The sequence below is a fragment of the Flavobacterium weaverense genome, assembly GCF_003688495.1.
GTDB classification, from domain to species: domain Bacteria; phylum Bacteroidota; class Bacteroidia; order Flavobacteriales; family Flavobacteriaceae; genus Flavobacterium; species Flavobacterium weaverense.
On the sequence record NZ_REFH01000010.1, the window covers coordinates 431,773 to 444,925 of the forward strand.

At 32.9% G+C, this 13,153-nt stretch carries 11 protein-coding genes; 6 read left to right on the forward strand and 5 right to left on the reverse strand.

Going from position 1 to position 13,153, the window contains the following annotated elements; genetic code table 11:
• Positions 1–3: 3 nt before the first annotated feature.
• From BC961_RS11725 to BC961_RS11735, 3 genes are all read right to left on the reverse strand, one after another.
• The gene (locus BC961_RS11725) at positions 4–1,707 is read right to left on the reverse strand and encodes a DNA cytosine methyltransferase (RefSeq protein ID WP_121926035.1); all 1,704 of its coding nucleotides are present in this window, start codon (positions 1,705–1,707) and stop codon (positions 4–6) included.
• A 539-nt stretch (positions 1,708–2,246) separates the two neighbouring features.
• A complete protein-coding gene (locus BC961_RS11730; protein ID WP_121926036.1) occupies positions 2,247–3,116 on the reverse strand; it encodes a DUF808 domain-containing protein in 870 nt (289 codons plus the stop codon).
• Positions 3,117–3,119: 3 nt separating this feature from the next.
• Positions 3,120–4,013, reverse strand: coding sequence for a dienelactone hydrolase family protein (locus tag BC961_RS11735; protein ID WP_121926137.1), 894 nt, complete (start codon positions 4,011–4,013; stop codon positions 3,120–3,122).
• Positions 4,014–4,606: 593 nt separating this feature from the next.
• Here BC961_RS11735 and BC961_RS11740 point away from each other — a divergent pair.
• The 6 genes from BC961_RS11740 (at position 4,607) to BC961_RS11765 (ending at position 10,409) form a co-directional block, all read left to right on the forward strand.
• Positions 4,607–5,503, forward strand: coding sequence for a MerR family transcriptional regulator (locus BC961_RS11740; protein WP_121926138.1), 897 nt, complete (start codon positions 4,607–4,609; stop codon positions 5,501–5,503).
• Between the two features lie 36 nt (positions 5,504–5,539).
• Positions 5,540–7,009: a phytoene desaturase family protein gene (locus BC961_RS11745; RefSeq protein ID WP_121926037.1), complete on the forward strand. Its 1,470-nt coding sequence runs from the start codon at positions 5,540–5,542 to the stop codon at positions 7,007–7,009.
• Between the two features lies 1 nt (position 7,010).
• On the forward strand, positions 7,011–7,853 hold the full coding sequence (locus BC961_RS11750; protein WP_121926038.1) for a phytoene/squalene synthase family protein: 843 nt from the start codon (positions 7,011–7,013) through the stop codon (positions 7,851–7,853).
• Between the two features lie 45 nt (positions 7,854–7,898).
• A complete protein-coding gene (locus BC961_RS11755) occupies positions 7,899–8,339 on the forward strand; it encodes a sterol desaturase family protein (RefSeq protein WP_121926039.1) in 441 nt (146 codons plus the stop codon).
• A 313-nt stretch (positions 8,340–8,652) separates the two neighbouring features.
• Positions 8,653–9,114 carry an SRPBCC family protein gene (locus BC961_RS11760; protein ID WP_121926040.1) on the forward strand — a complete coding sequence of 154 codons (462 nt, stop codon included), beginning with the start codon at positions 8,653–8,655 and terminating at the stop codon, positions 9,112–9,114.
• The gene (locus BC961_RS11765; RefSeq protein ID WP_121926041.1) at positions 9,114–10,409 is read left to right on the forward strand and encodes a cryptochrome/photolyase family protein; all 1,296 of its coding nucleotides are present in this window, start codon (positions 9,114–9,116) and stop codon (positions 10,407–10,409) included. The genes BC961_RS11760 and BC961_RS11765 overlap by 1 nt, the downstream gene beginning before the upstream one ends.
• 467 nt (positions 10,410–10,876) lie before the next feature.
• Here the strand turns inward: BC961_RS11765 and BC961_RS11770 are convergent, their stop codons facing one another.
• On the reverse strand, positions 10,877–12,295 hold the full coding sequence (locus BC961_RS11770; RefSeq protein ID WP_121926042.1) for an SDR family oxidoreductase: 1,419 nt from the start codon (positions 12,293–12,295) through the stop codon (positions 10,877–10,879).
• Between the two features lie 244 nt (positions 12,296–12,539).
• The gene (gene folE / locus BC961_RS11775; protein ID WP_121926043.1) at positions 12,540–13,139 is read right to left on the reverse strand and encodes a GTP cyclohydrolase I FolE; all 600 of its coding nucleotides are present in this window, start codon (positions 13,137–13,139) and stop codon (positions 12,540–12,542) included.
• Between the last annotated feature and the right edge of the window lie 14 nt (positions 13,140–13,153).

The following is a 13,153-nucleotide window of genomic DNA, read 5'->3' on the forward strand; positions in this document are numbered from 1 at the left end:
TTTTTAGTTTGAATTAGCAATAGTTGCTATTTTATTAATAGCATATAAAGCAAAAAGTTGTTTTGTTGGCACTGTCTTTTTAAGAAAAATAGTAGTGTTAATTTGGACAAAGTTTGGTTCATCAATTATAGTTTTTTCTATAATATTACCTACTTCATCAACAAGACGAGTTGGTTCCAAAAAATCTCCAATGGACTTTTGTAATTCAAACATTTCTTGAAGTTTGTTAGCACTACCTATTTTTTCAGAAAACCCGTTATTTATGACTTCTAAAAATTTAGCCCCGCCTTTAAATTTTAAAATAATAGACTCAAGTTTTTTAAAATATTCATCCTCTATGTGCTGAATAGGAAATCCTTTTCCAGTGCCATATTGTATTGACGTTCTCCATTTTCCATCAGCTTTATTATTTTTTTCAATATTGTAATTTGAAAGTGTAACTGTCAGATTTCCTTCTTTTACTGGTTGCCATCTACATCTTGCATTTTTATTTTTTATTGGTGGATTATCAAATGTTTTTCTGGAATAATTATTTAAATTTAATACATTTTTTAAATTAGGAGCATTACTTATAATTAATTTAAATTCCTGTTTAATACCTAGAGCACTTAATACAGTTGATGCAAACGCTCTACTAACTGAAGTACAAACTGCATTACCCACTAAACGCCATTTAGCATTTTCAGAGCCAACGAACTGATAAGTAATTGGAAATCCCATAATTATTGCAGCTTCTCTAACTGTTGGGAGTCTATATTCCCCATCACCAATTCTATCAATTTCAGATTTGTAAATTATAGATTCTCGTGAATTGGCTATTTTAGTGGCAGTTATCGTTCTGCTTGGATTAATTTCATTTTCAGGGAATGACATTTTACCCATAAAAGGATGGTTAGTTTTCCAGTGTTTAGAAAATCTCCATTCTGCTTCATACACACCTGTGTCATAGAAATGATCCGTAATTTTGTCTTGTTCAAGTTGAATAGGATATTGAATATCCTCAATCAATGCTTTACTCTCTTTTTCAAAAGGAGAAGGGAAATTTCTGTTAATTAGACTAATTGAATTGTAAAGAGGTAAATTTAGTTGTGACTCTTTTTTTTGATGAGTTGGCTGAGGTACAATTAACTTTTTCTTTTTAATAATTTCACCTGAGATAACCCTTTTTCTTGATTGAATTGAACCGTAATCTGCTGAATTTATAACTGAAGTATTATCAAATAAATCAATTGCAATTTTTAATGGACTAATTCTGTGTTTATTTGCCCATTCAGTTAATTCTAAATCTTTAAATGTATATTGAGTTTGTAAGTATCTTTTAGAATTAACTACATTTTCCATAAACCAAGCTTTCAAAACGGAATTAGGTTGATGTTTCTTTACTGCAACTATTCTTAAAAATGTTTCAGTTAATTCAACACCTAGAGATTTATCTGCAGTACCCGATTTATTTGAACTTGAAAAGCTTACGCAGGGTGGACTACCAATTATTATGTCAGTGTCAGGAAGGTTTTCTATTTCTTCAATTGATTTCTTGAAATCTAAAATATTTTTTACTTGACATTCTAAATTAAAATTATGATTAAATGTATCAATAGCGGGTTTCCAATGATCATAACCATGTTTGATTTCAAATCCTTTTTGTTTGAAACCTTCGGAAAAGCCACCTGCTCCGCAAAAAAAATCTAATACTGTTAAATTATTCATTTTTAATTATTGTAATTTTATTAAAGCAAATTTTGTGCTTCTTAATTTATGAATTATAAACTATGAATAGTTTAGATTAATATAATTTATATTTGCAATGATGATTATACTATATACCGTTTATTTTTTATTATAAATAGCTATATCTTTTCTTTTAGATACTGGACTAAGTTATAAGAAAAAAAAATAATTATTTACAATAATACACAATCCTTTTGAAAGAAAAATACGTAAAACCGTAAAAGAGTAAATATTTACAATATTATTTTTTAATACTTAATTTAAATTTACATAAATAATTTCTCAACCGCTTCTTTCAGGCCGTTAATGATAAACTAAATCCTCATTTCACCACAATTTTGCGTTAGGGATTATCTCATTGGTTAATATTTAATATCGGAATTCGATGAATTTCATTTAAAGTGAAAATCCTTTTGTTTTTGACAAAAAACAAAAGATTGTAGTGGAAAGCCCGGCCGCGGCAGCGGAAACGCCCAAAATGAAAGTATGCTTTGGAAAGAGATTTTAGAAATAGGTAATTATTTGGTTTTAATCTTAGACCAAAGGTACATTAGCGCTTTGACAAAGGCGAATGAAAGTATTGCGCCAACTATTCCTGCGAGAAATTCGCCTACAAACTGCGGTAAGCTTTGCACTAAATGATGCACGTATTCTATTTTGTGTACAAATATTCCGCCAGCTACTGATATTAAAGCGATTGTTCCTACAAAGGCTAGACCTTTAATAACTAATGGAAGTAAACGGATTAATTGTTTTCCTATATACTTAGCAGTTTTAGAATCTTTTTTAAGTAATACCATTCCAAAATCGTCCATGCGGACAATAGCAGCTACGATTCCGTAAACTCCTACGGTGGCGAGTAAGGCTACAAAGGTTACAACCATTACTTGGGTGGCAATGGGTTTTCCTTCTACACTTCCTAATGCTATGATCACGATTTCGACTGATAGTATGAAGTCGGTTACGATGGCTGCTTTTACTTTTTGCTTTTCTAGAACTAAAACTTCTTCGGGTGTTAGCTCTGCGGCATCAGTAATTTTTTCAGCATGATCGTGCGGTACAATGTACTCGTATATTTTTTCGGCTCCTTCATAGGCGAGATAAACGGCACCCAAAATAAGTACAACAGTAATTAGCCATGGTACGAAATAGCTTAATAGAAAAGCAAGTGGTAGAATTATTAACTTATTTAAAAATGAGCCTTTAGTGATGGCCCATAATACTGGTATTTCTCTAGAGGAAACAAAACCAGATGCTTTTTCGGCATTTACGGCTAAATCATCGCCAAGTATTCCAGCCGTTTTCTTAGTAGCGATCTTGCTCATTAATACCACATCATCCATAAGTGCAGCGATATCATCTAGTAATGCAAAAATTCCTGAAGCCATAATTTATTTCTTATTTAGTTTTTCTTTGAAAAAATAGATTGTTCGTTGCCATGATAGCGTAGCAGCTGCTTCGTCATATCGAGGAGTTGTATTGTTGTGAAAGCCGTGATTGACTGCGGGATAAATAAAAGCAGTATTTTCCACTTTATTTTTATTGAGAATGGTTTCAAATGCGGGCCAACCTTCATTTACTCTTGTATCTAATCCAGCATAATGTAATAGGAGTGGAGTTTTGATATTCTCAGCTTCGTCGGGAGTGGGTTGTCCACCGTAATAAGGTACGGCTGCATTAAGTTCTGTTATTCTGACTGCCATCATTGCAGCAATCCAACCACCAAAGCAGAATCCAACAACGCCAACTTGCCCGTTACAATCCTTATGTGACCTTAAAAAGTTATAAGCTGCGATAAAATCCTCAAGCATTTCTTCGCGAGTTCGCTTTTTTTGTAATTCTCTTCCATCATCATCATTTCCAGGATAACCGCCCAAAGGTGATAGCGCATCAGGGGCCAATGTAATAAATCCTTCCATTGCGGCTCTGCGTCCCACATCTTCAATGTATGGATTGAGTCCGCGGTTTTCATGGACCACAATAATGCCGGGTAATTTCTTATTAGATTTTGCTGGTTGTGATAAAAGTCCTTTGATTGAGCCTCCGCCTTTTGGCGAATTGTATGTAATAAATGCTGATTTCAGTCGGGGATCATCTGATTTTATCAAAATAGAATCCAAATAATTAGGGGTCATGAAACTAAGTAATGACGGAAGCGTTAGCGCACCAACGGCAAACAAGGATAGTTTTTCAACAAATTGTCGTCTCTCTATTTTATTGTGGGCGTAATCATCGTATAAGTCAAATACTTCTTGACTTATATCTTCTTTGGTTAGTTTGTTCATTTCTAATTTTTCAGACACCTAATGTAAGAAAAAAACTTTTTTTGATGCAATACTAATATTGTTAATGTTTTAGTTAAATGATGGCGATGATTAAAAAGTTTTTTAAGAGGGAAAAGAGTGTAGTTTAGGTAAGAGGTATGTAATTGTATTTAGTTTTACAATGTGATTTTTTAGCCACAGATTATTATGATTTAAAGGATTACTTTTTTAATAATTTGAGAATTAGTGGAAGTTGAGAGTATCAGGGTAAGCTAAGTCCATATTTTTATTTTTTAAATACATCTTTATCATTTAACTGTAGTTAGAATGTAAAGCTATTTTAAAGTAGTAAGATTCTTGAAACAGATTATTCTGATTATCATAATTTTAGATTTGGAAATGGTTATTATTGAAGCTTTTGATATCTTACTTTAGCATCTACTCTTATTATTTTTGCAACAGATTAATTTATCTATAAAAAAGTAGGAAATTTTTTTTTTTGGTTTTGTTTAACCTTTTTGGTTTAAAAACGAACTTTTTTGCAAAGTTTAGAGTGTATTGCGAGGTTTGTAATGAAATTTATTTTACATTTGTTTAATAAATTTGAAGTAACGATGAACAATATAAAAAATGTATTCAGCATTAAGGATCTGGAGAACCTTTCGGGGATAAAAGCGCATACGATACGAATCTGGGAAAAGCGATATGATATTTTGCAACCCATGCGTACCGATACGAACATTAGATTATATGATTTGGCCAGCCTACAAAAGCTTTTAAATATCACATTGTTACATGATTATGGATATAAAATATCAAAAATAGCTACTTACCCGCAGGACAAAATACCATCATTAGTACGCGAAATAATTTCGAATAAAACAGCTAAAAGTCATGCGATTAGTGAGCTGAAAATGTCGATGATGAATTTTGATCAGGAGTTATTTTTCAATACATACAACTGGCTTATCGCTGAAAAATCATTCAAAGAAATCTTTCATCAGGTTTTTATTCCATTAATGAACGAATTAGGTCTGTTATGGCAATCTGATACGATTACACCAGCACATGAGCATTTCATAAGTTACCTAATTAAACAAAAATTATTAGTTAATACTGAGAAATTACAAGTACTAAAACCGAGTAAAACGGATAAGGTTTTTGTTCTTTCTTTACCAATGAACGAAATTCACGAATTAGGTTTGATGTATCTAAATTATGAAATTTTGTTACAAGGTTATAAGACGATTTATTTAGGCGAAAGCATGCCAGTCGATAACTTAAAGCATTTAAAAAAGCATTTTGATTCAATTGTTTATGTTTCTTATCTTACAGTTCAACCAGAACGTGATTTACTTGACGGATATATCAATAAAATGTCAGAAGAATTAGTTGATGATACTACAGAATTATGGTATATTGGTAGAATGGTAGAATTTATAAAAAGAGATGGACTTTCAGAGAATATTTCGATTTTTGCCTCTATTGGCGATTTAGTAAATCAAATTTAGTATTTTGTTTAATCTTTTTGTATATTTGCTAAACAAATGAAACATACAATTACAATTATAGGTTCGGGATTTTCAGCAATGGCAGCATCTTGCTATTTGGCTAAAAGCGGACATCAAGTTACCGTTTACGAAAAAAATTCAAGTATTGGTGGTCGTGCCAGACAGTTAAAAAGAGAAGGTTTTACATTTGACATGGGGCCGAGCTGGTACTGGATGCCGGATGTATTCGAACGATTTTTTGCTGATTTTGGAAAGAAAACTACAGATTATTATGAGTTAATAAAGCTGTCACCAGCGTACCGCGTGTATTATGGAATTGATGATTTTATTACTATCGCTGATAATTTAGAAGAAATTATTACTTCATTTGAAGCAATTGAAAATGGTAGTGGAAAGTTATTGAAAAACTTTATGGCTGAAGCCAAAAGTAATTATGATATTGCTATAAAAGAATTAGTGTATCGTCCGGGTGTTTCTCCTCTAGAATTGATTACTCCTGAAACTGCTATGAAAGTAGGACAGTTTTTTAGTAATATCAGTAAGGACGTTAGAAAGAAGTTTAAAAATAAAAGATTAATTCAAATTCTAGAATTTCCGGTTTTATTTCTTGGCGCAAAGCCATCAGATACACCCTCATTTTATAGTTTTATGAATTATGCTGATTTTGGTTTAGGTACTTGGCACCCAAAAACAGGAATGTTTGACGTAGTTCGTGCTATGGAAACATTAGCAAGAGAATTGGGAGTGCAGTTTGTTATGAATGCCAATATTGAAAAGATAATCGTTGAGAATAAAACGGCTAAAGCGATTGTTGTTAATGGAAAAAGAATTGATTCTGATTTAGTGTTAAGTGGTGCAGATTATCAACATACAGAGACTTTATTGGATCAGGAACACAGAGCCTATTCAGAGAAATACTGGGACAGCCGCGTGTTTGCACCTTCGTCATTGTTGTTTTATGTTGGTTTCAACAAAAAAATAGAAAATATATCACATCATGCTTTATTCTTTGATGTTGATTTTTACCAGCATGCAAGAGATATTTATGATGAGCCGCAATGGCCTGCAGAACCTTTGTTTTATGCTAACTTTCCATCGGTAACTGATAAAACTGCTGCTCCTGAAGGAATGGAATCTGGATTTTTTCTAGTGCCATTAGCGCCTGGGATAAATGACACTGAAGCCTTACGTGAAGAATATTTTGATAAGATAATGGATCGTTTTGAGTCGCTGACAAAGCAAAGTGTCAGAAATAATATTATATTTAAACAATCGTTTTGCAAAAATGATTTTGTTTCTGAATACAACTCATACAAAGGGAATGCTTATGGAATGGCGAATACGCTGTTGCAAACTGCATTTTTGAGACCGAAGTTAAAGAGTAAAAAAGTTAAGAATTTATATTTTACGGGACAATTAACTGTTCCAGGACCAGGAGTTCCACCTGCATTAATTTCTGGAAAATTAGTGTCGGAATTAATTAATAAGCAATTTTCAGAGCAATAATATGAAGCAATTATTTGACGATGTATCTTTTAAGTGTAGTAAGCTAGTTACTAAAAACTATAGCACTTCTTTTTCTTTGGCGGTATATATGTTGTCGCCAAGTATTAGAGACGCCATCTATAGCATCTATGGATTTGTTCGTTTTGCGGATGAAATTGTGGATAGTTTTCATGGTTTTGAAAAGGAAGATTTAATTACCGAGTTTGAAGAAGACTATTACAAAGCTTTTGATAGAGGAATTAGTTTGAATCCAATATTGAATTCTTTCCAACAAACAGTTAAGGAATACAACATCACTGACGATTTGATTCAGGCGTTTTTACGTAGTATGAAGTTAGATTTGATAAAGTCAGATTACCACAGCAAAGAAGAATATGATGCGTATATTTACGGGTCGGCTGACGTTGTCGGTTTGATGTGTCTTAAAGTTTTTGTAGCTGGTGACAATGAACGTTATAATCAGCTTAAAGATGAAGCGATGCGTTTAGGTTCAGCATTCCAAAAAGTGAATTTTCTACGTGATTTAAAGGATGATAATTTAGTTTTAAATCGTAATTATTTTCCTGGTGTTGATTTGAATTCATTTGATGAAAATGCGAAAACAGCAATCATTAATGAGATTAATGAAGATTTTAGAGTGGCTTATGAAGGGATTGTAAAATTACCTATCGAAGCAAAATTTGGTGTTTACACTGCTTTTGTATATTACAAAAAACTGCTTAAAAAATTAGAAAACACACCTTGTGAAGAAATAGGAAGCGCAAGAATCAGGGTTTCTAATTATACTAAAGCGGGACTTTTAGCAAGGTCTTTTGTGTCTTACAAATTAAAGTTAGTGCAATAAGCTGTTAGTTTTTTAAAGGAATTTTAAATTAAATAGAGAATAGAAATGATATTTTTTCTGATTTTTTTCGGTACTTTTTTAATAATGGAATGTGTTACTTGGTTAACGCATAAGTACGTAATGCACGGATCAATGTGGTATTTCCACGCAGATCACCACCAACCAAAATATGCCAACGTTTTCGAACGAAATGATGTGTTTTTTGTAATCTTTGCGATTCCTAGTATAGCACTTTTTTACTTTGGTGTAGAAGGAGGATTGAATTATTTATTCTTCATCGGCTTGGGTATAATGTTTTATGGTTTTTGCTATTTTATGATACATGATGTATTAATTCACCAGCGTTTTAAATGGTTCAAGCACACTAACAACAAATATTTAATTGGGCTTAGAAAAGCACACAAAGTACATCACAAGCACTTAGGCAAAGAGCACGGAGAATGCTTCGGGATGCTTTTCGTTCCTTTCAAGTATTATAAAATTTAAACGGTTTTAAGCTAGATATTTTATTACAAATAACAGATGTAGAATTAAGTAATTAATTTTTGATAATTTGTGTAATTTGTGGTTATAAAACATTAAAATCTTTTTCTAATATAGCATCATTTTTATCATGGCGTTACACCGCTTTCACTCTCCGACAAATCGGAAGTGATAGCGGTGTTGGGCTATCCGTTCCCGCTTTTTTATACCTAGCAAAAGCCAATTATACAAAGACCTCCACGTTACCTGCCGTGCTTTAGGCATGGTCCCACACGTGGCTCACAGATTTCATCAACATTTTTCTTAAAAATCAATCATGAAAATTTACAAACAAGAAACCGTTCAGCACGTAAACGCAACAGTAGAGGAATGCTGGGTTTTTTTCTCAAATCCGCAAAATCTACAAAAGATAACTCCTGAAGGAATGGGTTTTCAAATCACAGATTTCGATCATAAATCGATGTATCCAGGACAGATAATTCAATATAAAGTAACGCCACTTTTTGGTATCACATTATCTTGGATGACACTGATTACAAACGTTAAAGAAAATAGTTATTTTATAGATGAGCAGAAGTTTGGGCCTTACAGTTTTTGGCATCACAAGCATTTCTTCGAAGCAACTGCAACAGGTACAAAAATGACTGATGTTGTTCATTATGGTTTACCGCTTGGTTTCATAGGTCGTATTATGAATACATTAGTGGTTAAGAATAAATTAAAATCTATTTTCGAATACCGCGTAACTAAGGTGGACGAAATGTTTAATGGAAAATAATGAGCAAGCAAGAAGTTTCTTTTTTTTGGTTTAGACGTGATTTGCGTTTAGAAGATAACGTAGGTTTGTTTCATTCTTTGCAATCTAAATATCCCGTCATTCCTTTATTTATATTTGACGATGCTATTGTAGAAAGTTTACCTGAGACTGATCCCAGAGTTGGTTTTATTCATGAAAATCTTTCAAAGATTAATGAGAAATTAAAAGAAAGTCAAAGCTCTATTTTAATTAAAAAAGGTAAAACGCTAAACGTTTGGCAAGCACTTTTAGAGGAGTACGACATCAAAGAAGTTTTCTTCAATAAAGATTACGAACCTTACGCAATAAAAAGAGACGTACTCATCAGCGAACTATTAGAAAAAAATAGTGTTCTTTCTAGTTCATTTAAAGACCAAGTAATTTTTGAAGAAAAAGAAATTACAAAAGCTGATGGATTGCCATACACCGTTTATACCCCTTTTAAAAATAAATGGTTAGAGAAGTATAAAACAATGGCCCCTGTTGCTGAATACGACAGTTTAAGCCTTCTGCAGAACTGCTTTAAGCGTAAATTCCATTTCCCTACATTAGAAGATATCGGTTTTAAAGAAAGTAAAATAAAAGTAAGAGATCACAATTTAAAATTTGTTTCTAATTACCAAGACATACGCGATTTTCCAGCATTAGATAAGACTAGTTATTTATCAGCACATTTACGTTTTGGAACAGTAAGCATCCGAAAATTGGTGAATTGGGCATTTCATAAAAACGATGTTTTTTTGAGTGAATTGATTTGGAGAGAATTTTTTATGCAAATCCTTTTTAGTTTTCCAAAAGTAGTTACTCAAAATTTTAAAGCTGCTTATGACGGAATCCAGTGGCGTAATAATGAAGAGGAATTTAAACGTTGGTGCAACGGAACAACAGGATATCCAATGGTTGATGCAGGAATGCGCCAATTAAACGAAACTGGATACATGCACAATAGAGTTCGTATGGTTGTGGCTAGTTTTTTATGCAAGCATTTACTAATTCAATGGCAGTGGGGAGAAGCTTACTTCGCTGAAAAATTACTTGATTACGAAATGTCAGCTAACGTTGGGAATTGGCAATGGGCTGCAGGAACGGGTTGCGATGCTGCACCATATTTTAGAGTATTTAATCCCGAAATCCAACAAAAGAAGTTTGACGAAAAGGGAGTGTACGTTCGTAAATGGATTAAAGAATTCGAATTAGGATACGGAAAACCCATGGTTGAACATGCTATGGCGAGAGACCGCGCAATTGTTACTTATAAGGCTGGAATTATAAAATAATTTTTTTTTGCCATGTAAGTCATTTAAGTTTTTTTGCACAATTAGTAAGTTTATGAAGTAGGGTTTAAGAAAAATAAGTTTTTTTGAACACAGATTACACTGATTTAAAAGATTAACGCAGATTCTTCTTTTGTGTTTTTTTGAACTTATGAGCTGCTTAAATTTATAAAATTAGGAATGTTTCAACAATTGAACTTTATACATCATTAAGAAAGTTAAGTTTCATGTTTACTTTATATTGACTACTAATTAAGTACTACTTCGTGCAATATTCTTCAATGAGACCACATATTATAAGCTAAATTCAATTAATTCGTCAGTTCGCGATCGCCCGGCTATGAGATTAAATTTTTTACACTTCATCAATTTGTGCTAATCTGTGAAATCTGTGTGAAAATTTTTTAATATAAAATTTGTGCCTTCGTGACTTTGCGGCAAATACAATCAACGTGTGGTTAAACTTAAAATTACTTAATTAACTTCGCCAGCATTCCCTTAAAAATAAATCCGTGGAACGGTAAAACAGAATACCAATACAATTTTCCCCAAACTCCCCTAGGTCGGAAAGTAGCAGCTTGATAAAGCGTGTTGTGAATTATTTTAAATTCCAGCCAAGCTTCCCCTGGTAATTTCATTTCAGCAAAAAGAATCAGTTTCCCTTCTTCCTTATTCGCATATAAAACACGCCAAAAGTCCAACGCGTCACCAGAATGAATGTCGTGTCTATTTGTTCTACCTCTTCGAGATCCTACACCACCATACAATTTGTCTATAAATCCCCTTAAACTCCATAACCAGTCACCATAATACCAACCCGTATCTCCACCAATTGACCATATTCTATTAATTGTAAAATCGCGGTCGATGATTTCCATCTTACGACGATCAATAAAACAGTCTTTTTTTGGAACTTTTAGATATGCAGACATATTTTTGCTGAAACGACCACTAACTAACGAGTCTTTCCAACTAGACGCTACCTTATCTTCATCAACTTTTATTAGCGCACGGGCTAGTGCTTGTTCATAAGTCATTGGAGTGACATCGAGTAATTCATTTATTCTGGTGTCATTACAAACGACTTCCACCTTCATGCTGCTCACTAATGCAGATGCGAGGCGATATGATGTTGAGGTTACAAAATACAGCCAGTAAGAAGATAATTTTGGAGTCATTACTGGAACAGTGAAGATCCAGCGCTTTAAATGTTTTGCCTCCGCAAAACCCATTAGCATTTCCTTGTATGTTAAAATATCGGGACCGCCTATATCAAAACTTTGGTTGAAAGTTGCAGGATTTAGTAATGATTTTGATAAAAATTCAAGGACGTCAGGTATAGCAATAGGTTGGCATCTTGTATTTAGCCATTTTGGAGTGACCATAACAGGTAGTTTATTCACAAGATCCCGAATAATATCAAAAGACGCGCTTCCTGAGCCGACAATAATTCCAGCTCTTAAAGTAGTGGTCGCAAACGTTCCAGAGGTCAATATTTCCTCCACTTTTTTACGGGAAGATAAATGCTTAGAAAGGGATGAATCATTTATAATTCCGCTTAAATAAATAACTTGCTTAGCTGTAGTTTCATTTACTCTTTCGACAAAATTCAAAGCAGAATCACTTTCTAGTTCATCAAAATTAGTTGCTGAACCCGACATTGAATGTATTAAGTAATAAGCGGCGTCAATATCTTCTGGAATATTTGAAATCGTTTCCTTGTTGAGAAAATCAACTTCTACTACTGTTATTTTATCTTGCAATTCAGCAGGAGCGTAGAACCTGTTTTTGTCTCTTACACAACATACTATATCATGTCCTTGTTCTATCAATAATGGTAAAAGTCGTTTACCGATATAACCTGTTGCACCTGTTAAGAGAATTTTCATAGTTCAAGTTTGTTTGGATTTTGGACACTAAGGAAATTATGATTGCGAATTATTAAATTTCGCTATAAATTAATTCCCTGTTTATTTAATTTGTAATGCCATGATTAATAAACAGATTTATTTCTACATTTATCACATTTGCCACTTTTTTAAACAAGTATGGAATCTATAAAAGATTCCATACTTGAACAATCAATTAAATCTGTAATTGATTAAAATATATCCTTTACTCTAAGGACTAAATTTAGCTTAATTTATTCGAAACTAAACTAATAAATTCTTTTCTAGTTTTATTTTTCTCAAAAGCTCCTGTAAAAGAAGATGTAGTTGTTACAGAGTTTTGTTTTTGAATTCCGCGCATTTGCATGCACATGTGCTGAGCTTCAATTACAACTGCAACTCCTAGTGGTTGTAACGCCTCTTGGATACAATCTTTAATTTGGTCCGTCAATCTTTCTTGAACTTGCATCCTTCTTGCGAAAGCATCAACAACTCTTGGGATTTTGCTTAAACCTACAATTTTTCCATTTGGAATATATGCTACGTGCGCTTTTCCAAAAAATGGTAACATGTGGTGCTCACACATAGAATATACTTCGATATCTTTCACAACTATCATTTGTCTATGATCTTCAGTAAACATTGCTGATTTCAAAATCTCTAAGGGATCTAATCCGTAACCATGCGTTAGGTATTGCATTGCTTTTGCAACTCTTTCTGGTGTTTTTTCAAGACCTTCTCTATCAACGTCTTCTCCTAATGTACCAATTATTGTTTTATAATTACCAGCTAGTGCCGCAGTAACTTCTGTATCGTATTGTTCTATTTTTTCGTAGCTTTTCATCTCTTATTATTATG

Bases quoted from the DNA above. Each gene is read 5' to 3' on its own strand.
- folE (WP_121926043.1), bottom strand. From the start codon at position 13,139: ATGAAAAGCTACGAAAAAATAGAACAATACGATACAGAAGTTACTGCG.
- BC961_RS11750 (WP_121926038.1), top strand. From the start codon at position 7,011: ATGAAGCAATTATTTGACGATGTATCTTTTAAGTGTAGTAAGCTAGTT.
- BC961_RS11730 (WP_121926036.1), bottom strand. From the start codon at position 3,116: ATGGCTTCAGGAATTTTTGCATTACTAGATGATATCGCTGCACTTATG.
- BC961_RS11735 (WP_121926137.1), bottom strand. From the start codon at position 4,013: ATGAACAAACTAACCAAAGAAGATATAAGTCAAGAAGTATTTGACTTA.
- BC961_RS11755 (WP_121926039.1), top strand. From the start codon at position 7,899: ATGATATTTTTTCTGATTTTTTTCGGTACTTTTTTAATAATGGAATGT.
- BC961_RS11740 (WP_121926138.1), top strand. From the start codon at position 4,607: ATGAACAATATAAAAAATGTATTCAGCATTAAGGATCTGGAGAACCTT.
- BC961_RS11760 (WP_121926040.1), top strand. From the start codon at position 8,653: ATGAAAATTTACAAACAAGAAACCGTTCAGCACGTAAACGCAACAGTA.
- BC961_RS11765 (WP_121926041.1), top strand. From the start codon at position 9,114: ATGAGCAAGCAAGAAGTTTCTTTTTTTTGGTTTAGACGTGATTTGCGT.
- BC961_RS11725 (WP_121926035.1), bottom strand. From the start codon at position 1,707: ATGAATAATTTAACAGTATTAGATTTTTTTTGCGGAGCAGGTGGCTTT.
- BC961_RS11770 (WP_121926042.1), bottom strand. From the start codon at position 12,295: ATGAAAATTCTCTTAACAGGTGCAACAGGTTATATCGGTAAACGACTT.
- BC961_RS11745 (WP_121926037.1), top strand. From the start codon at position 5,540: ATGAAACATACAATTACAATTATAGGTTCGGGATTTTCAGCAATGGCA.